Annotated in this window: 21 protein-coding genes; 10 read left to right on the forward strand and 11 right to left on the reverse strand. The window is 58.5% G+C overall.

Going from position 1 to position 23664, the window contains the following annotated elements; all coding sequences use genetic code 11:
* The coding region (locus B7L15_RS14800) for a sirohydrochlorin chelatase (protein ID WP_176243703.1) at positions 1–467 on the forward strand (467 nt) is incomplete at its 5' end.
* A gap of 80 nt (positions 468–547) precedes the next feature.
* The gene (locus B7L15_RS14805; RefSeq protein ID WP_085919713.1) at positions 548–2137 is read left to right on the forward strand and encodes an ABC-F family ATPase; all 1590 of its coding nucleotides are present in this window, start codon (positions 548–550) and stop codon (positions 2135–2137) included.
* An 11-nt stretch (positions 2138–2148) separates the two neighbouring features.
* Here B7L15_RS14805 and B7L15_RS14810 read toward each other — a convergent pair whose 3' ends face one another.
* The 3 genes from B7L15_RS14810 to B7L15_RS14820 all read right to left on the reverse strand — a co-directional run bounded on the left by B7L15_RS14810 (position 2149) and on the right by B7L15_RS14820 (position 4479).
* Entirely contained in the window at positions 2149–2742 is a 594-nt protein-coding gene (locus tag B7L15_RS14810; protein ID WP_085919714.1) for a cell division protein ZipA C-terminal FtsZ-binding domain-containing protein, read from the reverse strand.
* A 33-nt stretch (positions 2743–2775) separates the two neighbouring features.
* Positions 2776–3237 carry a TspO/MBR family protein gene (locus tag B7L15_RS14815; protein ID WP_085919715.1) on the reverse strand — a complete coding sequence of 154 codons (462 nt, stop codon included), beginning with the start codon at positions 3235–3237 and terminating at the stop codon, positions 2776–2778.
* A gap of 123 nt (positions 3238–3360) precedes the next feature.
* Positions 3361–4479: an alkene reductase gene (locus B7L15_RS14820; RefSeq protein WP_085919716.1), complete on the reverse strand. Its 1119-nt coding sequence runs from the start codon at positions 4477–4479 to the stop codon at positions 3361–3363.
* 185 nt (positions 4480–4664) lie between these two features.
* On the opposite strand from B7L15_RS14820, the gene B7L15_RS14825 reads away from it, so the two are divergent.
* Positions 4665–5420 carry a FadR/GntR family transcriptional regulator gene (locus tag B7L15_RS14825; protein ID WP_085919717.1) on the forward strand — a complete coding sequence of 252 codons (756 nt, stop codon included), beginning with the start codon at positions 4665–4667 and terminating at the stop codon, positions 5418–5420.
* Here B7L15_RS14825 and B7L15_RS14830 read toward each other — a convergent pair.
* From B7L15_RS14830 to B7L15_RS14860, 7 genes are all read right to left on the reverse strand, one after another.
* Positions 5417–6685, reverse strand: a complete 1269-nt coding sequence (locus tag B7L15_RS14830) for a M20 family metallo-hydrolase (protein WP_085919718.1) — start codon at positions 6683–6685, stop codon at positions 5417–5419. The genes B7L15_RS14825 and B7L15_RS14830 overlap by 4 nt on opposite strands.
* A 21-nt stretch (positions 6686–6706) precedes the next feature.
* Positions 6707–7408 carry a DUF1028 domain-containing protein gene (locus B7L15_RS14835; RefSeq protein ID WP_085919719.1) on the reverse strand — a complete coding sequence of 234 codons (702 nt, stop codon included), beginning with the start codon at positions 7406–7408 and terminating at the stop codon, positions 6707–6709.
* Between the two features lie 11 nt (positions 7409–7419).
* Positions 7420–8814 (reverse strand): YfcC family protein, encoded by a 1395-nt coding sequence (locus B7L15_RS14840; RefSeq protein ID WP_085919720.1) that lies wholly within the window; start codon positions 8812–8814, stop codon positions 7420–7422.
* A gap of 174 nt (positions 8815–8988) precedes the next feature.
* Positions 8989–9360 carry a hypothetical protein gene (locus tag B7L15_RS14845; RefSeq protein ID WP_085919721.1) on the reverse strand — a complete coding sequence of 124 codons (372 nt, stop codon included), beginning with the start codon at positions 9358–9360 and terminating at the stop codon, positions 8989–8991.
* Positions 9361–9477: 117 nt separating this feature from the next.
* A complete protein-coding gene (locus tag B7L15_RS14850; protein WP_085919722.1) occupies positions 9478–10671 on the reverse strand; it encodes a M24 family metallopeptidase in 1194 nt (397 codons plus the stop codon).
* 57 nt (positions 10672–10728) lie between these two features.
* Positions 10729–11409 (reverse strand): transglycosylase SLT domain-containing protein, encoded by a 681-nt coding sequence (locus B7L15_RS14855; protein ID WP_085919723.1) that lies wholly within the window; start codon positions 11407–11409, stop codon positions 10729–10731.
* Between the two features lie 93 nt (positions 11410–11502).
* Positions 11503–12921, reverse strand: a complete 1419-nt coding sequence (locus B7L15_RS14860; protein ID WP_085919724.1) for an aminotransferase-like domain-containing protein — start codon at positions 12919–12921, stop codon at positions 11503–11505.
* Positions 12922–13159: 238 nt separating this feature from the next.
* On the opposite strand from B7L15_RS14860, the gene B7L15_RS14865 reads away from it, so the two are divergent.
* Together B7L15_RS14865 and B7L15_RS14870 are read left to right on the forward strand one after the other, a co-directional pair.
* Complete coding sequence (locus B7L15_RS14865) at positions 13160–14575, forward strand: APC family permease (RefSeq protein WP_085919725.1); 1416 nt, start codon at positions 13160–13162, stop codon at positions 14573–14575.
* Between the two features lie 57 nt (positions 14576–14632).
* On the forward strand, positions 14633–16084 hold the full coding sequence (locus B7L15_RS14870; protein WP_085919726.1) for an NAD-dependent succinate-semialdehyde dehydrogenase: 1452 nt from the start codon (positions 14633–14635) through the stop codon (positions 16082–16084).
* Between the two features lie 34 nt (positions 16085–16118).
* On the opposite strand, the gene B7L15_RS14875 is transcribed toward B7L15_RS14870, so the two are convergent.
* Complete coding sequence (locus B7L15_RS14875) at positions 16119–17699, reverse strand: cryptochrome/deoxyribodipyrimidine photo-lyase family protein (RefSeq protein WP_085919727.1); 1581 nt, start codon at positions 17697–17699, stop codon at positions 16119–16121.
* Positions 17700–17822: 123 nt separating this feature from the next.
* On the opposite strand from B7L15_RS14875, the gene B7L15_RS14880 reads away from it, so the two are divergent.
* The 5 genes from B7L15_RS14880 to dgcA all read left to right on the forward strand — a co-directional run bounded on the left by B7L15_RS14880 (position 17823) and on the right by dgcA (position 23614).
* Entirely contained in the window at positions 17823–18125 is a 303-nt protein-coding gene (locus B7L15_RS14880) for an antibiotic biosynthesis monooxygenase family protein (RefSeq protein ID WP_066314808.1), read from the forward strand.
* Between the two features lie 292 nt (positions 18126–18417).
* Positions 18418–19560 carry a GlxA family transcriptional regulator gene (locus B7L15_RS14885; RefSeq protein ID WP_085919728.1) on the forward strand — a complete coding sequence of 381 codons (1143 nt, stop codon included), beginning with the start codon at positions 18418–18420 and terminating at the stop codon, positions 19558–19560.
* Between the two features lie 234 nt (positions 19561–19794).
* Positions 19795–20772: a dipeptidase gene (locus tag B7L15_RS14890; protein WP_085919729.1), complete on the forward strand. Its 978-nt coding sequence runs from the start codon at positions 19795–19797 to the stop codon at positions 20770–20772.
* Between the two features lie 187 nt (positions 20773–20959).
* A complete protein-coding gene (locus B7L15_RS14895) occupies positions 20960–21505 on the forward strand; it encodes a DUF5943 domain-containing protein (RefSeq protein ID WP_085919730.1) in 546 nt (181 codons plus the stop codon).
* Between the two features lie 24 nt (positions 21506–21529).
* The gene (gene dgcA / locus B7L15_RS14900; RefSeq protein ID WP_085919731.1) at positions 21530–23614 is read left to right on the forward strand and encodes a dimethylglycine demethylation protein DgcA; all 2085 of its coding nucleotides are present in this window, start codon (positions 21530–21532) and stop codon (positions 23612–23614) included.
* Positions 23615–23664 lie beyond the last annotated feature (50 nt).

Consider the following 23664-nt stretch of genomic DNA (forward strand, 5'->3'; position numbering starts at 1 on the left):
AGCAATACGCAACAGGCCAAACGCCGAGGGTCGCGCTGGTGGATCATGGCAGCCCGATCCCCGACGTTACCGCTGTGCGCAATCGCCTGGCAGGCCAGCTGAGTGTGCTGCTGGGCGATGACGCTGCCAGCGTCGTCGCCGCCTCCATGGAGCGCCGCGAGGGCGATGAGTACCGCTTCAACGAGCCGCTGCTGGAAAATCTGCTGGATAGGTCCGAATTTCACGCCGGACCCGTGATCTTGGCGATGCTGTTTCTGTCACCCGGTCGCCACGCAGGGGAAGGCGGCGATATTGCCGAGATTTGCGCGGCCGCTGAACAGCGCCACCCAGGGCTGAGTGTCGTCCCCACCAAGCTGGTAGGTGAGCATCCAGGCATTGTCGATATCCTGCACACACGCCTGCGCCAAGCGCTTGATGGCCAACGTTTTCTGCTGGCGTTGCCAGCTCCCAACAACGCGGCTCACTAGGCGATGGGTGTAACAGGGCTCAAGAGCGCGTAGAATCGCGGGCCTTTCGATGCGCACTCTACATACTCAGGGCCCAGATCTTGATCGCAACCGCTAATATCACCATGCAGTTCGGGGCCAAGCCCCTGTTTGAAAACGTCTCCGTCAAGTTCAACAACGGCAATCGCTACGGCCTGATTGGCGCCAATGGCTGCGGCAAATCCACGTTCATGAAGATTCTGGGTGGCGAGCTTGAGCCGACATCCGGCCAGGTGATGCTGGATAGCAGCACGCGGCTGGGTAAGCTGCGCCAGGACCAGTTTGCGTTTGAAAACGAGCGTGTCATCGATACCGTGATCATGGGCAACGACGAGCTTTGGTCGGTCACCGCCGAGCGCGAGCGGATCTATTCCCTGGCGGAAATGAGCGAAGAGGACGGCATGGCGGTGGCGGATCTGGAAGTGCGCTTTGCCGAACTGGATGGCTACACTGCCGAAGCCCGTGCAGGCGAGCTGCTCCTTGGACTGGGCATTCCCATCGAACAGCACACCGGCCCGATGAGTGAGGTGTCACCCGGTTGGAAACTGCGCGTGCTGCTGGCTCAGGCACTGTTTTCGGACCCGGATGTCCTGCTCCTCGACGAGCCCACCAACCATCTGGATATCAATACCATCCGTTGGCTGGAGGACATGCTCAAGGCGCGCAACAGCACCATGGTGATCATTTCCCACGACCGCCACTTCCTGAATAGCGTGTGCACCCATATGGCGGACCTGGATTACGGCGAGATTACCCTGTTCCCCGGTAACTACGACGACTACATGACCGCCGCTACCGCCGCACGCGAGCGTCAGCACTCGGACAACGCCAAGAAAAAGGCCCAGATTGCCGAGCTGCAACAGTTTGTCAGCCGCTTCTCGGCCAACGCCTCGAAAGCCAAGCAGGCCACCTCGCGGGCGCGCCAGATCGATAAAATCAAGCTGGAAGATATCAAGCCGTCGAGCCGGGTGAGCCCGTTTATCCGCTTTGACCAGAATAAGAAGATCCACCGTAACGCGGTGAATGTGGACAACATCAGCAAAGGCTATAACGGTGAGAAGGCGCTGTTTGAGCGGTTGTCGATGACCGTCGAAGCCGGTGAGCGGATCGCGATTATCGGGCCCAACGGCATTGGAAAAACGACCCTGCTGAAAACCCTGGGCGGCGAGCTGCACCCGGATGCTGGCGAAGTGAAGTGGACAGAAGCCGCCGAGCTTGGCGTATTCGCTCAGGACCATACCGACGATTTTGCTGTTGATGCCACCTTGTTTGAATGGATGGGTCAGTGGACACAGGGCGGTGAGCAGGTGGTGCGCGGTGCGCTGGGGCGGATGCTGTTTTCCAGTGATGACATCGATAAATCGGTCAAGGTGATTTCCGGCGGCGAGCAAGGGCGAATGCTGTTCGGTAAGTTAATCCTCACTCAGCCCAATGTGCTGCTGATGGACGAGCCCACCAACCACCTGGACATGGAGTCCATCGAGGCGCTGAACCTGGCGCTGGAAAACTACCCGGGGACCCTGCTTTTTGTCAGCCACGACCGCGAGTTCGTGTCGTCGCTGGCCACGCGTATTATCGATATGCAGCCGGACGGCATCGTCGACTTCAGCGGCAGCTACGACGACTACCTGCGCAGCCAGGGCGTGGCCTGATTCGCCAGGCGCTAGCCAATAATGCGCTCGAAGGTGGTGTCGGTGGCGGGTTCACGGTCGCCATCGAGCATATCGCCGGTAAACAGCGTCTGCATTTCTTTGGCAAGCGCTACATAGACGTGCATCTGCTGATTGCGACGCTTGCGCAGCGGTGGCTTCACCAACAGGCTGATGCCCTTGATCGGCTCGTGCGTTTCATTGCGTAGCAGGTCGGGCATTTCCCCGGGCGGAAACGCATTGGCGATGGTGATCGGGTTCGAGGGTTGCTCGCCGGCAATATGGAAGACCTTCTTGATCGGGTCGAAGGTGGCATCTTTATCCCTCAGCCAATCGGCAAGGCGCTGGTCGGTATTTTCATCCGGGTGCGAAAAAATCACGAACAGGGAATGCTGAGCCACTTTGCCGGACTGCTTTGCGGGTGCCGACGAGGATGCTTCCTCAGGCGGTGTCGACGAGGAGGGTGCATGCGTGGCGCGCTCCATGGTGGCGGTGTCCATCGGCGGTTGACGACGCTGCCGCATCACATAAATGAACAGCGCCAGGGCCGTTAACGCTAATACGATAGAGCCGATTGCCAATAAGGTGACTAACGGTGTTGTCTCCATAGTTTTTATCCTTTTTTGCGCGCCAATCGCGGGTTAATTGCGTCGCCAGATAGTCGCATTGAGGGCAAGTGCCAAGGCTACCCAAAGGGCGTAGGGCACCATTAACCACGCTGCTAATGCGCTTACCTTAGCAAAAACAATGATGGCGAGCATGATCAGCATCAGTAGTAGTGCGATATCGCCAAGTGCGGCGGCTATTTGCTTCCGGCCAAAAAACAGCCACGACCAGGCGGCATTTGCCACCAGTTGGAGGGCATAAATGGTCAAGCCAGCGGTGCGCCAGGCCGAGTCGTCAGCCATATAGATGCGCCACGCGGCAATCGCCATCAAAAGGTAAAGAATGCCCCAGGCAATGGGAAACGCGATATCCGGCGGTGTCCAGTCGGGTTTGTTGAGCTCGCGGTACCAGCTATCGGGCCTGAACCGTGCCCCGGTGCTGGCGGCAATGCCCACCAGAGCCAGCGATATCAGTAAAACGAATAGCGAATGGAGCATTCATCACCTGTGTTTCAAACGTAAGAATCAACAGCCTAGCAGCGTTTTGCCACCATCAGACCCAAAAAAAGCACCACCGAAGTGATGCTTTTCATTATTAAGCGACTTTTTGAAGGTCGCCACTTACTCCATGCGGTCGTAACCATTATTCATGAACGGGTAGTCGGTATAGCCTTTTTCGTCGCCGCCGTAGAAGGTTTCATGATTGGGCTCGGTGAGCGGGGCGTTCATACGGAAGCGCTCGGGCAGATCCGGATTGGCAATGTAAGGACGGCCAAAGGCCACGGCATCGGCAGTGTTGTCGCCGATACGTGCTTCTGCATGCGCGGCATCGTAGTTGCCGCAGTAAATCAGGCTACCGCTGAAGCGCTCACGCATCTGCTCGCGGAAGCCAGCAGGGAACTGAATGTCGCCGCCGGCCCAGTTGGGCTCGTTCAGGTGCAGGTAAGCCAGGCCGCGCTTGGAAAGCTGATCGGCCATGTAGAACGCCATGGCTTCGGGCTCATCGTCCGTCAGACCGAATAGCTCGATAAACGGCGTCATGCGAATGCCCACCCGGTCGGCACCGTAAACGTCGATCACGGCGTCGACCACTTCCAGCGGAAAGCGCGCCCGATTTTCCAGCGAGCCGCCGTACTGGTCAGTGCGCTGGTTAGTGCCGGTGGCGAGGAACTGGTTGAGCAGGTAGGCGTTGGCCGCGTGGACTTCGACCATGTCAAAGCCAGCCCGCTTGGCGCGCTCGGCCGCCTGGCGATAGTCGTCCACGATGCCGGAGATCTCGTCGGTTTCCAGCGCGCGGGGCGTGCTGGTGGGGTGCTGACCGGCAGTACCGTCTTCAAATTCAACGAAACACTGGGCGCCTTCGCCTTTCAGCGCACTGGGCGCAACCGGCTGCTGACCATTGGGTTGAACCATTTCATGGGAAACCCGCCCAACGTGCCAAAGCTGTAGCGCCATCCGGCCACCTTTAGCATGTACCGCGTTGACCACGCTTTTCCAGCCGGCTTCCTGCTCGTCGGTCCAGATGCCGGGGGTATACACATAGCCGCGTGCCGTAGGCGAGATATTGGTCGCTTCGCTGATAATCAGCCCGGCCCCGGCGCGCTGGCCGTAATAAGCCTCCTGAATCTTGCCCGGCACGCTGTCTGGGGTGCGCGCACGTGTCAGTGGCGCCATGATCACCCGATTGGGGACCGACAGGCTGCCAAGCTGCGTTGCAGCGAGAAGCGATTCGTAAGCCATTAAACAAACTCCTTTTGAACTCTGTAATTGAGTAGTGGCGAACAGAATAGACCAGTTTACTAGCTAATGCCAACTCTATATTCCCTTCGCGTTTCAGACGTCCAACGCTGGCGAAACGTCTTGCTCTCATTGGGCGCTGGCTCTGTTACCCTAACCCTCTTCATAGACAGGCAGTGATCGATAACATGGTAAAAAAAGCATCACCACGGCGTCCCTATCAAGTGGCCGAAACGATCAAATGCTGGATCGTGGATCGCCATCTGAAACCAGGGGATCGGCTTCCCAGCGAGGCAGAACTCATTGAAACACTTAACGTATCGAAAGGGACGGTGCGCGAAAGTACTCGGGTATTGGAAGCTCAGGGGTTGGTAGAGACGCGTACCGGCCCGGGTGGTGGTGCCTTCGTGAAGGCAATGAGCGATGAAAAAGCGGTGTCTCTATTAAGCAATTATCTGTTCTTCAAGGATATTTCTATTCAGGATATTTATCAGATCCGCCTGGCACTGGAGCCTGAGTTGGCCGCTTCGTTAGCCGGCAAAGTCAGCGAGGAAGATATGGCGCGCTTGCGCGAGAGCCTGCACAGCTATGCCACACCATGTGAAGACAGTGAAACCGAACGGCAGCAGCACCTCGACTCGCTGAATTTTCATTTGATGCTCGCCGAGCTGGCAGGCAGCAATCAGCTGCTCACTTTTATCATTCGCTTTACCATTCAAATACTGTCCGACCTGACGATTTATCATCGCCTTTACGAGCCCGTTACCCACGACCTTGGTCAGACGGGCTGTCGGTATCACGCCGAAATATTGGATGCGATTGAGCTGGGAGACGCCGACAGCGCCTTTCGCATAATGCGCGAGCACATGCTGGACGCCCAGCGGGTCATGAACCATCAGGAAGCCCAGGTCAGGCGCGCTTTCCTGCCGGAACTATTGGCCTAGCGGCATTGAGAGGTATCCAGTTGCTGCAGAAATGCCATCATGACGCGCACCGCCGCCTCTCCATCATCGGCTGAAATACTTTCCTCGGGATGGTGGCTCAAGCCATCTTTACAGCGCACAAAGAGCATGCCGATATCAGTGACATCCTGCATGGCCAGGCCATCATGCCCTGCGCCGCTGAACATCCGCTCGGTGGGCTGCTCCACGCTCGCGCAGGCTTGCTCCAGGCCACGCATGATCCATTCGGCGCAGTGGGCGCCATCGGCGCTATAGGTGTTGTCCATTGAAAGAGTCAGTCCCCGGCGTTCAGCCACTTCGTGCAGGGTGGCCTTAATCGTCTCATGGCCCTGTTGCCTGGTTTCCGACTGCGGGGAACGAAGCTCGACCGTAAAGGTGACCGAAGCGGGGATCACATTCACTGCGTTGGGGTGAACATCCAGTTGCCCGATGACGCCGACCAGGTCCTGCGTTGTTTGGAGAACTCTGTCCACGGCCAGCACCATTTCGGATGCCCCAACCAGGGCGTCGTGACGACCCGGCATGGGGGTCGTGCCCGCATGTCCCGCCTTGCCGCTTACCGTCACTCGGTGCCTCTCGATGCCCGTGAGCGAGGTGACAACGCCGACGGCATGATCGCGTTGCTCCAGTCGAGGGCCTTGTTCGATATGCACTTCCACAAAGCCCAGTGTATTGGCAGGGTCACGGGCCAGGGCAGGAATGCCATCGGGGTCTACGCCGAAGCTGCGCAGCGCTTCCTTTAAAGAAATCCCCTGTTTGTCGCGTGCCTCGAGTTGCTGCGGGTCAATGGTGCCGGCGAGCGCACGGCTGCCGACGAGCGTGGTGGGAAAACGCACGCCTTCCTCATCGCCAAAGGCCACTACTTCCACCCCATAAGGCAGCGTGACGCCTGCATGGCGAAGTGCTTCTAGCGCGACAAGAGGCACCGCGATGCCCAGCATGCCATCATACTTGCCCCCTTCAACGACTGAGTCCTGATGAGATCCCATGATCAAGGTCGGCTCGCCGGACAGGGCTTTAGAGCAGCGGCCGACCAGATTTCCCGCTGCATCCCGTTCGGGGGTGAGTCCTGCGCGGGTCATCCACTGCTCGATGAGCGGTAGCACCTGGCGATGTTCGGGCGAGCAAAACAGGCGCGTGACGCCGGCACCGGGTTGAGAATGCTGGGCGGCTTCATCCAGACCGCTCAATAGATACTGCCCTATCTTTCCTTCCGCGAAGGCTGCGTGTGAGTGTTGTTGAGACATAGAAACTCCATCGAAACGCCATTAGCGCAGCGGCAGCTGTTGCCAAAACGCTTGAAAGTCGTCCGCTCTGAAACGCGCTTCAAGTGCTCTTAGTGACGCAATGACGTCGTCGGACCAGTCGACCCTGAGGTCTATGGGCGCGTGAAAAAAGGACTCGATACGTAGCGCGGCCGAGCGTGTACCACGCGCGTCGCCGCCCTCATCGAGTGCGGCCTCCAGTGCGGTGAGTAAATGGCCGAGCAGTTGTTGCGCGTGATCGGCGGGAAACTGAGGGGCCGCTCCGTTTTGAAGGACAGCCTGGCTGTTGAGTGTGCTCACTTTGATGAAACGCTGAGCCAATACCTCTACAACCTCAGCGCTATGCAGCATATTCCCTATGGCGGCAATGCCGGGGTAGAGGCTAGCCGCTATGCCGGGAAGGTTAGCAGCGCCGGTATGCACATCGGCTCGCCCATCGCTGCCCATCACTAAACACTGGCGCAGCTCAGGATGGGCGTCGCGACGGGTGGCGGCATGCAAAGCCTGGGACGCCGAAGCGCCGTTACGGAGTGCCTCGTGAATCGTTGCGGGGTACCAGGGATTGGTATAACGCCCCTGGGTGACGCACGCCCCAAGGCCGCGCCAGCAATGATGCACATAGCCGCCCACCGCTACACTACCCGTTGCAGTGAGCGTCGCCACGGTGCCTGTGTCAGGTTGAACGTGAACCAGTGACAGCGTCATAAGATTACTTATCAATAGCCGGCATAGTGGCCAATGATCAAGCCTACCCAGGATAGTAAATAGACAACGACCATAAAGGGCAGAATGGCTTTTAACCACTGCGCATAGGAAACGCGGCCAAGAGCCAGCATTGCCAGGGTACCGCCTGAGGTAGGCACAATTAGGTTGGTCAAGCCGTCGCCAACCTGGAAGGCAGTGATCATTAACTGACGGCTCATGCCCACCAGGTCGGCCACAGGAATCAGAATCGGCATGGTGACCAACGCTTGACCTGAACCCGAGGGTACGAAGAGATTGATAACGCCTTGGACCACACTGGCACCTATCGCTGAAAACAGTGGGGGAATGTTGTCGATCAAGGTGCTCAGCGAGTTGACGATGGTATCGATAATCACCGCCTGCTCCAGAATGACCTGAATAGAAGCCGCGACCCCGATCACCAGCGCGCCAGCGGTGACACCTGCTGCCCCTTCCATCATCTGTTTGACAATGCCATTGGCCGAAAGGCCGTTGAGCGCCCCGATAATGATCGCCAGTAACAGGAAAGTGGCGGCGATCTCGTTGATATACCAGCCGCGGGTAAAGACGCCGATCAACATGCCAATCAGGCCGGCCACAAAGACGGCAATGGTCAAGATGTTGCGCTTGGTCAGGTGGTACTCGCTTAGGGGCTTGCTTAATGCTTCGGCGTTATCCGGCTCTTCAAAGTCCATCTTGACGACGCGCTTGCAGATATACAGCGACAGTAGAGCGAGTGATGAAACCACCATCAAGGTGCGCAGCCAGGCGCCCGAAAACGTGGGTAACTCGGCAATACCCTGCGCCACGCCAACGGTGTAGGGATTGATCGGCGACAGCGCGAAACCGATACCGATGCCGCCCACCGCCATTGTGGTACCTACCAGGCTCGAGCACCCAATCGCGCTGGCAATGAGCACAGCAATGGGGACCAGGGCGATATTATTCTCAAACCCCACCGCAACACCAAAAAAACCGTAAATGAAGGTGCCAACGGTAATGATCATGTTACGGCGTTCGATCCCGACGCGGTGAACCGCGACGCCAATGGCGTTTTCGAGTGCGCCGGTTTTCTGCAGGATGTGAAACAGACCGCCGGCGATAAAGACAATAAATAGGTATTGCGAGGCGGAAATAAGGCCTTCTGGTATCGCCACAAAAATATTGAAGGGCGACATGGCGGCCACGTCGTTTAAGTACTTGAACGAGTCTGCGATGACGACGGTACGTCCGTCCTGGGTCGTTCGCTCAAACTCACCGGGCGGGATGATGAAGGTCAGCAGATAGGTCGCGACCAGTATCATGAAGATCAGCACCATCGGGTCCGGAACCGTTTGGTACCACTTTTTTTGCGGACGGGCTGCCGCCGCCGTGTTGTGTTCTGTCATGAGAGACCCCTTGCGTATTGTGTGTCGCAGCGTGGTGCTCGTAGGTGGCACCTTATATTCAATTTATCATGATAAATTCAGCGGTCAAGAAAACGACAATACGCAAGCACAACGGCTACCTGTCCACTGATGGTCAGGAGGCAGTGCCTATAGATGAATGATGATGTGTAATGTTTATCCCCGCTGCCAGGGCCAGCGGCGTTTGGCGGGCGTATCAATCTGCTGTAGCGCGCTGGAGAGTGGCAGCATGATAGCGGTTAGCTGGCGGTGGCAGACGGCGCTGCTGAGAACCCCGGGGCACTGTCTTAGCAGCAGCTCGCACTGCTGCGAGGCGATATATAGTTGTTCGGTAACGGCGGGGGCAAACAACGGTTTTGCCTGTTGGCAGCAGTGGGTGAGCTCGCGGGATAGCATCGAGAGCATGCCGGTATCCAGCCAGCAGGGGAGCGGGTCGTCCAGGCGTCCGGCAATGGAGTGCTGGACGGCTTCAAACGAGGTGCGCAGGAACATGATGGTGTGGCGAAGCTGCCGCTGCTCGCTGTTCATGGTAATAACCTAACACTGTCGCCAATGGTTAAATGCGAAAAATAGTAGTTCTCATTTAAGGATGACGATAGCGCTAGTCAATCAGCCTGTCAATGCAGCGGCTATAAGGGGCCGCTTTCAGGCTGAATTCGCCGCCTGGTAAAGCTGCCAGTCGTTAGTGGTCAGTGGCTTGGCGCCCTGCTCGGTGACGACCACCGTATCGCTCAGCCCGACGCCCCATTGCCCCGGCACTCGCAGGCAAAGCGGCAGGTGAAAGACCATGTTGGCCTCAAACTGACGCCTTTGCCCCTGGGCGATATAGCCCGTGCCTTCCACCCAGCTTGGCGGAAACTGCGCGCCCACGGCATAACCAAACACGCCGGAGAAAAACAGCTGGTCGCGCTGGGGTGCCAGCAGCGCATCGGCAGCCTGGGCGGCATCGTCAAAGGTGTTGCCAGGGCGCATAGCGGCGCACAAGGCCTCAAACATCGAACGGCACAGGTCACGGGTGGCGGAAAGCGCGAAACTGGGTGTGCCGGTGACCGCCGTGCGCATCATGGGGGCGGTATAGCGCTGATAGGCGGCGCCGAACTCCAGAAAGACGGGTTCATCAGGCTGAATAATGCGCCGTTTGTGATTGACGTGAATCACGCCGATACGGTGTCCACTGGTCACAATCGGCTGCAGGCTCATAAACTCGCTGCCGTTCTCCAGCAGCGCTTTGGCGCCAACGGCAGCAATGTCGTTGTCGGTCATGCCGGGGCGAATGACCTGCATGGCGGCCTCCAAGCCGGCGGCGGTGATGCGGGCACTTTCCTGCAGCATGTCGAGCTCGGCGGAGCTTTTCACAATCCGGATCGCATCCAGCAGGTCGCCCGCCTCACAGAAACGTTCTTTGCCCACCGCCTCGGCGAGGGCGTGCATGACGCCCACGCGCAGCCCACTGCTCCAGCCATCGATACCGATGCGCTGGCAGTTGGCAAGCAGGTCGGCCAGGGGCGTGAGAATTTCATCCGCGTTTTCCCAGCGATAGCCAATGATCTCGTCCACCCGTGCGGTGACAACCGCTGCGCCGGTTTCAATCGAGGCGACTTGAAGCACCAGGCGCTCTGGCGTGCACACCAGACACGCATGCACCGAGACTTCAAAGGTGTGGTAGCCGGTCAGGTAATTGATATCGGCGGGGTCGGTAAGTAGTAACGCATCGACCCCGCGGCTCGCCATCGCATGGCGCACCTTGTCCAGACGCGCCTGATATTCGACGTGTGCAAAGGGCAGTTCACTCTCGGCGAGTGTCTCGGCAAGGGCTTCGCGGTAGTGATGATAATCCATGGCGACCTCCGGTATCAGGTAGGGTCAGTATAGGAGCCAACCACCGGAATGCACCCGCTAATCTGTGCGGCAGAACGGCCACACCTGATAAAACTTGCGGCACTGGAATTCCGCCTCGCAGCTGTTGAGTTGCGACTGGTAGCGGCTGGCCCGCGTGGCCACCTGCCTTGCCGCTCTCTGTACGGCGGGTTTGCCCCGGTAGCTGCCGCGTTGGTAGCCGCCCGCGCCTTCGTGATAGGCCAGATAAAGATGTTCGGGATTGCTCAGTGAAATACCGGTTTGTTCCAGGGTGCGCTGGTTGTACCAGCCGATAAAGTCGGTGGCGTGCTTCATGTGTGTGCGGCGAGCAAACAGGCTACCGGCCTGATCCTCGTATTCGCCCCAAACCGGGTCTTGTGCCTGGGCGTAACCCTTGGCGGAGGAGGGTCGCGGGCCTGGGATAAAGCCCAGGTAGTATTTGCGGTCCGGACGGACATGGCTGCGAAATGACGACTCCTGCTGGATAAACGACATCTGCGTGGCAATGGGCGTCCCCCACCGCTCCTGGGATTCCTGAGCGTAGTCGTACCAGGTTGGCTGCTCGCGGAAAATTTCGCAGATATTGCTTTGATCCTGAGGCGGGTTGGGCGCGAAGGTGGCGCAGCCCGAGAGCAACAGCACCAAGGCGAGTGCTACCCAGAGGCGGAGCGTTGGTAGCGCCGATGTATTTATGCGAAAACCATCAACAGGGCGAAGCATGAAAGCGTCCTTGTGAATAAATTATTGTCGATAACGGGTTGTGGGTAAGTGTTGGAAAGTCTGTGGGTAAATCACCAGGCGCGTTTTTCAGCCTTAGCGCAACAACGTTTCTAAACTGCGACGCAATCGTTGGGCTTCACGCACTAATGTCTCTCCCGAGAGCATCCCCACACCCATCACCAGGCCAACCCTTGGGTCGTGCTTGGCGCATACCGGGCTCAGGGGGCGCACTACCAAATGGTCTTTTAATAATGCTTGGGCGATCTGTACATCATTGATGCCCGGCTCAAGCTCGACGCACAGACTGATAGCGCTGCTTGGCATTGAAACACTGCGCACCTGTGGCAGGGTGCGCAGCTGATCATGCAGCACCTGCTGGCGGCCTAGGTAGTCGCGTTGAATACGGTGGCACCAGGTATCCAGGTCGCCGTCAAACATGAACTGCGCCAGCACGGCTTGATCCAGCATACGGCCTTCGCGAAAAAGTTCACTGCGCAGGCGGTTCATCGGCCCGGCCAGATGCCGGGGTACCACCAGGTAGCCCAGGCGCAGCCCAGGAAACATCATCTTGGAAAACGAACCGACCAGCAAGTGGTGCTCGGAACGCGGGTCGAAGAGCAGGTTGGCGTGATCGTTGCGGTTAAACTCGTAGTCGTCTTCAATCACGTAGGTGGGCGATAAGGCATCGCAGAGGTGGCGTTTATGCTCAGCGTTAGTGGGTACGCTGAGCGGGTAATGATGAGAACCGGTCAGATAGACCAGGGTGCTAGCATTTAGCGTGCTGGGCAGCCGATGGCCCTCGCCAGGCCGCCACGGCAGCATTTCAATCGTAAGCCCCGCGGCGCTGAACACATTGCGCGCTCCCCAGTAACAGGGGGATTCAATGGCAACGGTATCCCCTACGTCTGCAAGCGCCATGGCGCATAGCTCAATGCCATTATGGGTACCGTCAGTGATAATGATTTGTTCGGTATCGCAGTGAACGTTGCGCCAGCGTGCCAGAAAGTCTCGAATCGCTCGCTTTAGCGGGCCATAGCCGCCAGTGGAGTAAGACAGCAGGAGAGCGTTCTGCGGCACCGTCACACTCGCATAAAGTTGACGCCACTTGCGCATCGGGAACTGGGCGATATCGGGGATGCCAGGGACGAAGGACCCGTTTTGAATCATGCTGGCCCCGGCGTCATTCAACACGCGCTGGGCACGCTCGGAAAGGTGGAGGCGGGTTGGCACTTGGGTCGCCGTTGCCACGGGCTTGTTGGTCCAGGTTCCCTGACCATGGGCCGTTTTCAGCAATTGTTCATCGAGTAGTGTCTTGATGGCCTGGGCCAGGGTTTGGCGGGCCACACCCACGGTGCTTGCCAGGGCACGGTGAGAGGGTAGACGAAGCCCGGTGGGCCATTGTCGGGTGATCGCCTGACGCAGCGCCAATTCAATGCGTACCTGCTTGCTTAGCTGCTGGGGCTGGTGGGCATACAGATGTGCAAAGTGGTGCAAAGCCTCCTTGTGGTCCATGTCGAAGGTCTCCTGTTGTGCGTTACGGCGGCTATTACCGAGCCTTGCGACGAACGTCGCCGATATAGTTTGCACCTATTCTGTGCATCAGAGTAGTGGTCTAGTCGAAAGCCGAAGTGGTCCATTCGTGTTCTGTCTGCCGCCTGCTAGCGTGCGGCTATACTGTTTTCGACAGGATTCGGATACTGCGCCTCAGAGCGCCGATGATAACCTCCAATAACTTGCAGGACTCTGTGCTATGACAACGTCTTCTTCAGAACAAGCCAAGCTCGTCCGGGTGCTGGCCCGCGGTGACGTATTAGCCCTGGCATTTGGTGCCATGATCGGTTGGGGCTGGATTGTCCTCACCGGTACCGCGATTCAGTCAGCCGGCAGCGTCGGTGCCATTCTAGCTTTTATTGTCGGCGGGTTAGCGATTGTACTCGTCGGCCTGACCTATGCGGAGCTGGCCTCGGCCATGCCTAAAGTCGGTGGCGAGCATGTCTATAGCTACCGGGCGCTAGGTCATTGGCCCTCTTTCTTCTGTACCTGGGCTATCATATTGGGTTATTTGAGCGTGGTGGCGTTCGAGGCGGTGGCCTTGCCGACGGTCGTCGAGCACTTGGCGCCAAATTACGCAGTGGGGCACCTCTGGACCATCGCCGGGTGGGAAGTCAAAGCCACCTGGGTCGCGGTGGGCGTGGGCGGCTCGATTGCCATGATGATCATCAACTACTTCGGCGTGAGTACCGCGGCACTGCTGCAGAAAATTGTCACTGGCGTCATTCTGTTGGTCGGGGTAATGTTCGTCACCGGCTCGCTGTTTGAGGGCAATACCGCCAACATGATGCCGCTGTTTTCGCAGTCTGAAGGCAGTGTCATGGCCGGGGTTATTGCGGTCATCGTGATGGTGCCGTTTCTGTTTGTCGGCTTTGATGTCATTCCGCAGGCTGCCGAAGAGATCAATTTGCCGTACAAGGCAATCGGCAAGGTGCTGATGGTATCGGTGATTCTGGCCGTGGTGTGGTATTCGCTGATTATTCTGGCCACCAGCCTGGCCCTGGATAGTGACGCGATCGCCGCCAGTTCGCTCAGCGTACCCGATGCCATGGAACGTCTATTTAATGCTTCGTGGGCCGGTAACCTGATGGTGATAGCCGGTATTGCGGGTATCATTACCAGTTGGAATGCTTTCTACATTGGTGGCTCGCGGGCCATTTATGCGCTTGCCAATGCGGGCATGTTGCCTGCCACGTTCGCCAAGCTGCACCCCCGCTATAGAACGCCCACCAACGCTATCTTCCTGATGGGCTTTCTTTCCTGCCTGGCGCCTCTTTTCGGCCGCCCTGCGCTTGTGTGGATCGTCAATGCGGGTGGGCTGGGGATTGTGCTGGCGTACCTGTTTGTGGCGGTGTCCTTCATGGTCTTGCGCGTACGCGAGCCGGATATGCCCCGTCCTTTCAAGGTAAGCAACGGCAAGCTGTGCGGCACGCTGGCGATCATCCTGTCCTTCGGTATGGCGTGTCTCTATCTACCGGGTAGCCCGGCGGCGCTGGGCGTCGCGGAATGGACGATCCTTGCCGTTTGGGCATTGCTCGGCATCGGCTTTTATATCCACGCGCTGCGTACCTATGGGCGTGACTATAGCGATCGCCATATGCAAGCGGATCTATAAACCTTTGCCAAGTCGTCGAGATATATTTTCAAGACCAGGGCTTTTCAGGAGCAATATATGAGTTTTATCGAACAGTGGTTGCATGATGGCGTACCTGCCTTGGTGGGCGGCGAATGGCGTAAGGGCCAGCAGACCTTCTTGGTGGATAACCCCGCCACCGGCGAGACAATCGCCCAGGTGGCCGATTTAGGCGCCGACGATACCCGTGATGCCGTAGCGGCCGCCTACGATGCAGGGCCTGCCTGGCGCGCGACACCAGCGAAACAGCGCTCGGCACTGCTGCGCCGCTGGTTTGAGCTGATCCATGAGCACGCCGATGATCTGGCACGTCTGATGACTCTCGAGCAGGGCAAGCCGCTGGCGGAAGCCAAGGGGGAAGTCATCTATGGCGCCTCCTTTATCGAGTTCTTCGCCGAAGAAGCCAAGCGTATGGCCGGGGAAACCCTGCCCAGCCACGGCGCGGACAAGCGCCTTCTGGTGCTGCGCGAGCCGGTCGGTGTGGTCGCTGCCATCACCCCGTGGAACTTCCCGCTGGCGATGATTACCCGCAAGTGCGCCCCGGCCCTGGCCGCGGGCTGCACCGTGGTTATCAAGCCCGCTGAAGCCACACCGCTCACCGCCCTGGCGGCAGCGTACCTGGCGCTGGAAGCGGGCTTGCCGACGGGCACCATCAACGTGGTGACGGCATCGAAACCGGCAGCGGTGGGTGAGGTACTGACCACTGATCCACGGGTGCGCAAAGTCTCGTTTACCGGCTCTACCCCGGTGGGCAAACACCTGCTTGCCCAGTGTGCCAGCACAGTGAAGAAAACCGCCATGGAACTGGGCGGCAACGCACCCTTTATCGTCTTTGACGACGCCGATATCGATGCCGCCGTGGATGGCGCGATAGCATCTAAATTCCGTAACACCGGGCAGACCTGTGTGTGCACCAATCGCTTCCTGGTGCAGGACGGTATTTATGAGGCGTTTGTCAGCAAGCTCACCGAGCGTGTCAATGCCCTGAAAGTCGGCGATGGCCTGACCGAGGGCAGCGTCATCGGCCCGCTGATCAACCAGGCAGCAGTCGACAAAGTTCAGCGCCATGTAGACGACGCCTTGAGCCATGGCGCGCGCCTGTTGTGCGGTGGCAAGCCTCACGCCGCCGGCGAGCGTTTCTTTACTCCCACGGTACTGGCGGACGTGACCACCCAAATGGCCGTGGCCGATGAAGAGACCTTTGGCCCGGTGGCGCCGGTGTTCCGTTTCCAGCGCGATGAAGAAGCTATCCAGATGGCCAACGACACGCCCTTTGGTTTATCCGCATACTTTTACGCCACGGATTATCGCCGCATCTGGCATACCATGGAGCAGTTGGAGTACGGCATGGTCGGCGTCAATGAGGGACTTATCTCAACCGAGCTGGCGCCGTTCGGCGGTGTGAAAGAGTCTGGCCTTGGCCGCGAAGGCTCCCACCATGGGCTGGATGAGTTCACCGAGCTCAAGTACGTCTGCGTGGGCGGCTTATAAGGCAGCATTGTTTTAAGACATTGCTAACCAGTGGCTAAGCGTTATCGAGCCCGCCATCGTCAAACAGCGAGAGTTGCTGGCGATTGGCGGGTTTTGCTTTTTTAGCGCGTTTAGCAAATGGTCGTCTCTGGCTGGCAAGCTTATCCACAATGGCCTGGCTGTCTTCTCTTGCCTCGGGCGTGCGCCTGAGGTCATACAGCATCTTCTTCCAGTGGCGCGCCTCGGCTTCAAAGTCGTGGGGCAGCGGGTAGTGTTCGCCGGGCTGAAAACCGAACCGCCGACGCAGGCTTTCGGGCAGTGCCCAGGGCTTGGCGCGCCACTCTAACGGCAGTGCCGTTAATTCGGGCACCCATCGGGCAACAAACGCGCCGCTGGGGTCATTATCTTCTGCTTGCTTGATGGGGTTGTAGACCCGCAGCGCATTGGTGCCCGTGGCACCAGCCTGCATCTGCACCTGGGGGTAGTGGATGCCGGGCTCGAAGTCGGTAAACAGCCGTGCCAGGTGCAGGGCGGGCTCGTGCCAGTGTAATCCAAGGCCAAACGTGGCGTGGGAGATGAGCATGGCGCGCATGCGAAAGTTGAGCCAGCCGGTGGCGGTCAGGCTGCGCATGCAGGCATCCACCAGCGGCACGCCGGTTTGGCCGTTTTTCCAGGCAGTCAGGTTGGGGTGGTCGGGGTCGCGTTCGCGCAGGCCACGCAGCGCGGGGTGCAGCGTCTGGTGCTCCATGCTCGGCTCACTTTCCAGCTTTTGAATAAAGTGGCAGTGCCAGTAAAGCCGCGAGGTAAAAGCGCGCAGGGAGCGTGACCACTGTGAATCTTCTGCATGTTTTTCCCGCTGGCGGCGCAGCGACTGGACCACTTCACGCATGGAGAGCGTGCCCCAGGCCAAGTGGGGCGAAAGCCGTGAGCCAAACTCCCAGGCTAGAAGCGGCTTGGATAGGGAACCGCGATAGCGCCGCCCGCGTTGAGTGACAAAGCTGCGCCATAGCGCACGCCCTTCGTTGCGGCCGCCTGGCTGACGCTCTGGGCAGGGCGTGGTATCGAAACCCAGCGTCAGTCCGCGAAGCTGCGAGGTGTCGAGGTGGTGAAACTGCTCCCAGCCTTGAGCCACCCTGGCATTGCGCGGAGCAGGTTCCGTGGGCGCTGTCATTAATGTTTCCCAATGTGCTTCCCAGCGGGTTTGCTGTCCGGTACGGCGGGTAAGCCCTCGAATGACGCCGTGTTGGCGGGATTCCTGCCAGGCAATACCGTGTTGACGACACCAGAGATGGACCCTTTTATCGCGTTCAAAGCTCCAGTCATTGCCGGTTTCTTGGTGGGAGTGAAGAACAAGGTCTCCATAGTGCGCTTTTAACCCAGCAAGCAGTTCAACAATACTGCCTTGGTAAAGGCACAGCGGCAGGCCCAGTGTCGCCAGTGCGGTAGAAAGGTCGACCAGTGAATCAGCGGCAAATTGCCAGTGACGCAGTGCGCTGTCCGGCGTTTGCCACTGCTCGGGTTCGATGGCAAAGACAGGCAGCACGGGACCTGCCACGGCGGCGGTGGCGAGCGGCGCGTGATCATGGATACGTAAATCGCGTTTGAACCAAACAACCTGAACAGGTGCCTTAGCCATACCTTACCTTGGCGGTTGAGGGCTATTCGCCACTAAGGCTATTCGCCGCTAAGCCACGACGTTACCATCAAGTCACCGTTTGCGTAATCAACTCAACAGGACCCGTTCAAAAGGAGAGTCATCATGTATATCGCCATGAACCGTTTTCGCATTGCCCCCGGTCGTGAAGAGGACTTTTTAGAGGTGTGGCGCAACCGCGATTCACATCTGGAAGACGTGCCGGGCTTCAAGCAGTTCCATATGTTGCAGGGCGAAAGCCAGGAAGACCACACCGTGTTTATTTCCCACAGCGTTTGGGAATCGGAAGAGGCTTTCCGCGACTGGACTCGCTCAGACGCCTTTCGCAAGGCTCACGCCAATGCCAAGTCGCCCGAGGGTATTTATCTAGGTCCGCCCAAATTTGAAGGTTATGAGGTGGTGCTCTAAGGCGCTCGTTAATCAGTTATTGCATGGCCGTTTGGCCATGCTTATCCACCCTTCTGTCGAGCCATCACAGGTAGCGGTTTGAAAACGACATCGAGCGTTTTATTTGCGACTCGCCGCCAGATTTTCGAGATAAAATTTGTCGTGTTTTAAACGATTCGTGCCAATATACGACTAAAGAGCAGTACCCATGCGTGAGTGACAATATGACTCAGCAACGGGAAGCCGAACAACGCCAGCGACACCTATATCAACAAGAAAACTTGATAACTGAAAGGTGACCGAGGTAGGAAAGATGGACTCTCATCAAGCAAATGACCAGACAGCAACACCGAATCGTTCAGGCGAACCTCAAACGCTGGGCTTTTTACTGTTAGACAACTTCACGTTGATTTCTCTGGCCTCTGCCATAGAACCTTTGCGGATGGCCAATCAACTGGCCGGGCGCGAGCTGTATCGCTGGTATACCCTGACCCAGGACGGCTTGCCCGTGCGTGCAAGCGATGGTTTGCAGGTAACGCCTGATGCCTCCATGCATTCCCCGCTATCGCTCGAGTGGGTGGTCGTTTGCGGCGGCGTAGGCCCTCATCGTAGTGTCACCCGCGAGCACGTACGCTGGCTTCAGTCCCAGTCGCGCCAATTGAGGCGTTTAGGTTCGGTATGCACAGGCAGTTGGGCGCTTGGCCAGGCGGGGCTGCTTGATCATTATGAAACCAGCATCCACTGGGAGTGTTTGGCGTCCATGCAGGAGGCGTTCCCCAACGTTATCCTGAACGCCAATCTCTTCTCAATTGACCGTGATCGATTCACGTCTTCGGGGGGCACCGCGCCGCTCGACATGATGCTCCACCTGATCGGTCATGATCATGGGCGCGAGCTGTCGGCGGGTATCTCCGAAATGTTCATCTGTGAACGCGTGCGTAACGAACAGGATCAGCAGCGTGTCCCTCTTAAACACGTGTTGGGCACTACCCAGCCCAAGCTGCTTGAGATTGTGGCGTTGATGGAATCCAACCTTGAAGAACCGATCGAACTCGATGAGTTGGCACGTTACGTCAATGTGTCACGTCGCCAGCTAGAGCGTTTGTTCCAACGCTACCTGCTCTGCTCACCGTCTAAATATTACCTCAAGTTGCGGCTGGTGCGAGCCCGGCAATTACTTAAGCAAACCCCCTTGTCGATCATCGAGATTGCCTCCGTTTGTGGTTTCGTTTCCACGCCCCATTTTTCCAAGTGTTACCGCGAGTATTTCGGTGTGCCGCCGAGAAATGAGCGCCTGAGCGGGCTTGAGCGCAAGAGCGATGGGAGCAAGTCACCACCGTTAATCAGACAGTGGGGGAACGGATCGAATGCATTGGAGCCTTCCTCGGGCGCTCAGCAGGCACTTGCCAATGCACAGGGAGAGCCGACGTTTGCCAGTGTACTGCTGGTGAACTGATAGCCACTGCGTGATCCCCCCATAACGTGCTGTCCCGTGTCGGGCAGCACGTTTTTTTATGGCCGCTACTCTCCATGTCAGCGTGACGCTGCGATAAATGTTTTGAAGGTGCGCGACGAGTGGTGGTGTTCGCGACACCATGACGCTTTTGGAATTTCCGCTGTCGTTTCCAAGAGCAGCCCACCCCGACGTCAGCGCTATGCTCGCTACATTCATCAATGTCGGAGCTTAGCCATGTCCCCTACAGAATTGCACGATGACGCTATCGTCATCGATGGTCTGATCATAGCCAAATGGAACCGTGAGCTGCTTGAAGATATGCGGCGCGGCGGTCTGACCGCTGCCAACTGTACGGTTTCGGTATGGGAAGGTTTCCAGGCGACCGTCGATAATATCGTTAGGTCCAACCAGCTGATGGCCGAATGCAGCGACCTGGTGCGCCCGGTGCGAACCACGGCGGATATCACCCGGGCCAAGGAAGAAGGCAAGACCGGCATCATCTACGGCTTCCAGAACGCCCACGCCTTTGAGGATCAGATCGGCTATGTCGAGATCTTCAAGCAGTTGGGCGTGGGCATCGTACAGATGTGCTACAACACCCAGAACCTGGTGGGAACCGGCTGCTACGAGCGCGACGGCGGTCTTTCCGGCTTCGGTCGCGAAATCGTGGCCGAGATGAACCGCGTCGGCATCATGTGCGACCTCTCTCACGTGGGCGCCAAGACCTCCGAGGAAGTCATCCTCGAGTCCAAGAAGCCGGTCTGCTACTCCCACTGCTTGCCTTCCGGGCTCAAGGAGCATCCGCGCAATAAATCCGATCAAGAGCTCAAGTTCATTGCCGACCACGGCGGCTTTGTCGGCGTCACCATGTTTACCCCGTTTCTCAAGAAGGGCGTCGATTCCACCATTGATGATTATTGCGAGGCCATCGAATACATCATGAACATCGTGGGGGAGGATGCCATCGGTATCGGCACCGACTTTACCCAGGGGCATGACCATGAATTCTTCGAGTGGTTGACCCATGACAAGGGCTATGCCCGCCGCCTGACGGACTTTGGCACGATCATCAACCCTGAGGGTATTCGCACCATCGGGGAGTTTCCCAATCTGACCGAGGCACTCCTGAAGCGCGGCATGAGCGAGTCCCAGGTGCGCAAGATCATGGGCGAGAACTGGGTGCGCGTGCTTAAGGACGTTTGGGGGAGCTGATGAGCCCGACTCACGCGGCTTTACCGGCGATAGGCCTACGAGGGGGCGCTGTGAATCCCACCCTGGACGCTACTTTTGCCATCCATGGCAAAAGACCCCCTCTACGGCCTATCCCCGGCGCCGCTCCCCTTGCAGAACGGCTAATTAGCCACTTCATAACAATCAGCAAGATCTGAGGAATACAACCGTGACCAAACTGGCCCCCGCACTGCCTATCGAAGTGGATAGCGAGACCGGCGTCTGGACAAGCGACGCCCTGCCGATGCTGTATGTGCCGCGACACTTCTTTATCAACAACCATGTGGCCGTCGAAGAGGCGCTGGGTGCCGAGAAGTACGCAGAGATCCTGTACCACGCTGGCTACAAGAGCGCCTGGCACTGGTGCGAGAAAGAAGCCGAATGCCATGGGATCGAGGGCGTGGCCGTCTTCGAACACTACATGACACGCCTCTCCCAGCGTGGCTGGGGACTCTTTATTACCGAACAGATCGACCTCGAAGCCGGTACGGCGAGAGTGCGGCTGGAGCACAGCGCCTTTGTTTACCAGCTTGGCAAGACAGGAAAAAAAGAAGAGTACATGTTCACCGGCTGGTTTGCCGGGGCCATGGACCAGATTCTTGCCGCGCGTGGCAGCGACCTGCGGACCGTCGCTGAGCAGACACAGAGTGCCGCTGAGCCTGGTTGTGATGTAGGTGTCTTCAACGTTGGGCCGCTGAACGACGCCACCCGCTAATCGCGGGAATGAGGAGAGAAGATCATGGCATTTGACGCAATTTTCGAGCCGATCGAGATCGGCAAGCTGACCATTCGCAATCGCGTGGTCAGTACCGCCCACGCCGAGGTACACGCCACCGACGGGGGCATGACCACCGAGCGCTACGTCAGGTACTACGAGGAAAAGGCCAAGGGTGGCTGCGGCCTATCCATCTGTGGTGGCTCCTCGGTGGTGTCCATCGACAGCCCCCAGGGCTGGTGGAGCTCGGTTAATCTTTCCACCGACCGTATCATCCCGCACTTCCAGAACCTGGCGGACGCCGTGCACAAGCATGGCGGCAAGATCATGATCCAGATCACCCACATGGGGCGCCGTTCACGCTGGGACGGCTTCGACTGGCCGACCCTGCTATCGCCTTCAGGGATCCGCGAACCGGTGCACCGCTCCACCTGCAAGACCATCGAAGAGGAAGAAATCTGGCGCATCATCGGTGACTTTGCCCAGGCGGCTCGCCGGGCAAAGGAAGGCGGGCTCGACGGCGTTGAGCTTTCCGCGGTGCATCAGCACTTGATTGACCAGTTCTGGAGCCCGCGGGTCAACAAGCGCGAGGACGAGTGGGGCGGCAGCTTCGAGGGGCGCATGAAGTTCGGCCTGGAAGTGCTGAAGGCCGTACGCGCCGAGGTGGGGGACGACTTCTGCGTCGGCATGCGTATCTGCGGTGACGAGTTTCACCCGGACGGCCTCTCCCACGACGACATGAAGCAGATCGCCGCCTACTACGATGCCACCGGCCAGGTGGATTTCTTTGGCGTGATCGGCTCCGGCTGCGACACCCACAACACCCTGGCCAACGTGATCCCCAACATGTCCTACCCGCCGGAGCCTTTCCTGCACCTGGCGGCGGGCATCAAGGAAGTGGTCAATGTGCCGGTGATCCACGCCCAGAACATCAAGGATCCCAACCAGGCTCAACGCATCCTTGAAGGTGGCTATGTGGACCTGGTGGGCATGACCCGGGCGCATATTGCCGACCCGCACCTGATTGCCAAGATCAAGATGGGCCAGGTGGACCAGATCAAGCAGTGCGTGGGCGCCAACTACTGTATTGACCGTCAGTACCAGGGCCTTGATGTGCTGTGTATCCAGAACGCGGCGACATCCCGGGAATACATGGGGCTGCCGCATATCATCGAGAAGACCGAGGGCGCCAAGCGCAAGGTCGTGGTGGTGGGCGGTGGCCCCGGCGGTATGGAAGCCGCCCGCGTTGCCGCCGAGCGCGGCCACGATGTCACCCTGTTCGAGGCGGCTGAAGCGCTGGGCGGACAGATCACCATTGCCGCCCAGGCCCCGCAACGCGATCAGATTGCCGGTATCACCCGCTGGTTTCAGTTGGAGCTGGCGCGTCTTGGCGTCGACCTGCGCCTGGGTACCCGTGCCGACGAGGCGACGCTACTCGACCTGCATCCGGATATCGTGGTGCTGGCGACGGGTGGCCAGCCCTTCCTCAGTCAGTACCCGGAGTGGGGCTACTCTGAGGATACCGGGGAAAGCCTGGTGGTCAGCACCTGGGATGTACTCTCCGGCAAGGTGGCACCCGGTAATAACGTGCTGATCTATGACGCCATTTGCGAATTTTCCGGCGTCTCGGCGGCGGATTTTCTCGCCGAAAAGGGCGCTAAGGTGGAAATCGTCACCGACGATATCAAGCCCGGCGCGGCGGTGGGCGGCACGACCTTCCCCACGTACTACCGCAGCCTCTACGAGAAAGAGGTGATCATGTCCTCCGACCTGATGCTGCATAAGGTCTACCGTGAAGGTGACGGCCTGGTGGCGGTGCTCGAGAATGAGTACACCGGTGCCCTGGAGGAGCGCGTGGTCGATCAGGTGGTGGTGGAGAACGGCGTGCGCCCCGATGAGGCGCTCTACTACGCCCTCAAGGACCAGTCCCGCAACAAAGGCCAGGTGGACCTTGAGGCGCTCTACGCCGCCCAGGCGCAGCCCTGCCTGATGGAAGAAGGCGACGTAAATAGCGATGGCTTCCTGCTTTTCCGTCTGGGCGACTGCACGGCGCCGAGGAACACGCACGCGGCCATTTACGATGCTTTGCGAATCTGCAAGGACTTTTGACCAGAGTGAGAGCCGGGGCGCCGGGGGTAGACCGTAGCGAGGGTCTTTTG

The organism is Halomonas sp. CSM-2 (assembly GCF_002119345.1).
In the GTDB taxonomy this organism is placed as follows: domain Bacteria; phylum Pseudomonadota; class Gammaproteobacteria; order Pseudomonadales; family Halomonadaceae; genus Vreelandella; species Vreelandella janggokensis.

Coding starts and splice junctions, on each gene's coding strand:
- B7L15_RS14810 (WP_085919714.1), bottom strand. CDS start 2,742: ATGGAGACAACACCGTTAGTCACCTTATTGGCAATCGGCTCTATCGTA.
- B7L15_RS14815 (WP_085919715.1), bottom strand. CDS start 3,237: ATGCTCCATTCGCTATTCGTTTTACTGATATCGCTGGCTCTGGTGGGC.
- B7L15_RS14820 (WP_085919716.1), bottom strand. CDS start 4,479: ATGGCTTACGAATCGCTTCTCGCTGCAACGCAGCTTGGCAGCCTGTCG.
- B7L15_RS14825 (WP_085919717.1), top strand. CDS start 4,665: ATGGTAAAAAAAGCATCACCACGGCGTCCCTATCAAGTGGCCGAAACG.
- B7L15_RS14830 (WP_085919718.1), bottom strand. CDS start 6,685: ATGTCTCAACAACACTCACACGCAGCCTTCGCGGAAGGAAAGATAGGG.
- B7L15_RS14835 (WP_085919719.1), bottom strand. CDS start 7,408: ATGACGCTGTCACTGGTTCACGTTCAACCTGACACAGGCACCGTGGCG.
- B7L15_RS14840 (WP_085919720.1), bottom strand. CDS start 8,814: ATGACAGAACACAACACGGCGGCGGCAGCCCGTCCGCAAAAAAAGTGG.
- B7L15_RS14845 (WP_085919721.1), bottom strand. CDS start 9,360: ATGAACAGCGAGCAGCGGCAGCTTCGCCACACCATCATGTTCCTGCGC.
- B7L15_RS14850 (WP_085919722.1), bottom strand. CDS start 10,671: ATGGATTATCATCACTACCGCGAAGCCCTTGCCGAGACACTCGCCGAG.
- B7L15_RS14855 (WP_085919723.1), bottom strand. CDS start 11,409: ATGCTTCGCCCTGTTGATGGTTTTCGCATAAATACATCGGCGCTACCA.
- B7L15_RS14860 (WP_085919724.1), bottom strand. CDS start 12,921: ATGGACCACAAGGAGGCTTTGCACCACTTTGCACATCTGTATGCCCAC.
- B7L15_RS14865 (WP_085919725.1), top strand. CDS start 13,160: ATGACAACGTCTTCTTCAGAACAAGCCAAGCTCGTCCGGGTGCTGGCC.
- B7L15_RS14870 (WP_085919726.1), top strand. CDS start 14,633: ATGAGTTTTATCGAACAGTGGTTGCATGATGGCGTACCTGCCTTGGTG.
- B7L15_RS14875 (WP_085919727.1), bottom strand. CDS start 17,699: ATGGCTAAGGCACCTGTTCAGGTTGTTTGGTTCAAACGCGATTTACGT.
- B7L15_RS14880 (WP_066314808.1), top strand. CDS start 17,823: ATGTATATCGCCATGAACCGTTTTCGCATTGCCCCCGGTCGTGAAGAG.
- B7L15_RS14885 (WP_085919728.1), top strand. CDS start 18,418: ATGGACTCTCATCAAGCAAATGACCAGACAGCAACACCGAATCGTTCA.
- B7L15_RS14890 (WP_085919729.1), top strand. CDS start 19,795: ATGTCCCCTACAGAATTGCACGATGACGCTATCGTCATCGATGGTCTG.
- dgcA (WP_085919731.1), top strand. CDS start 21,530: ATGGCATTTGACGCAATTTTCGAGCCGATCGAGATCGGCAAGCTGACC.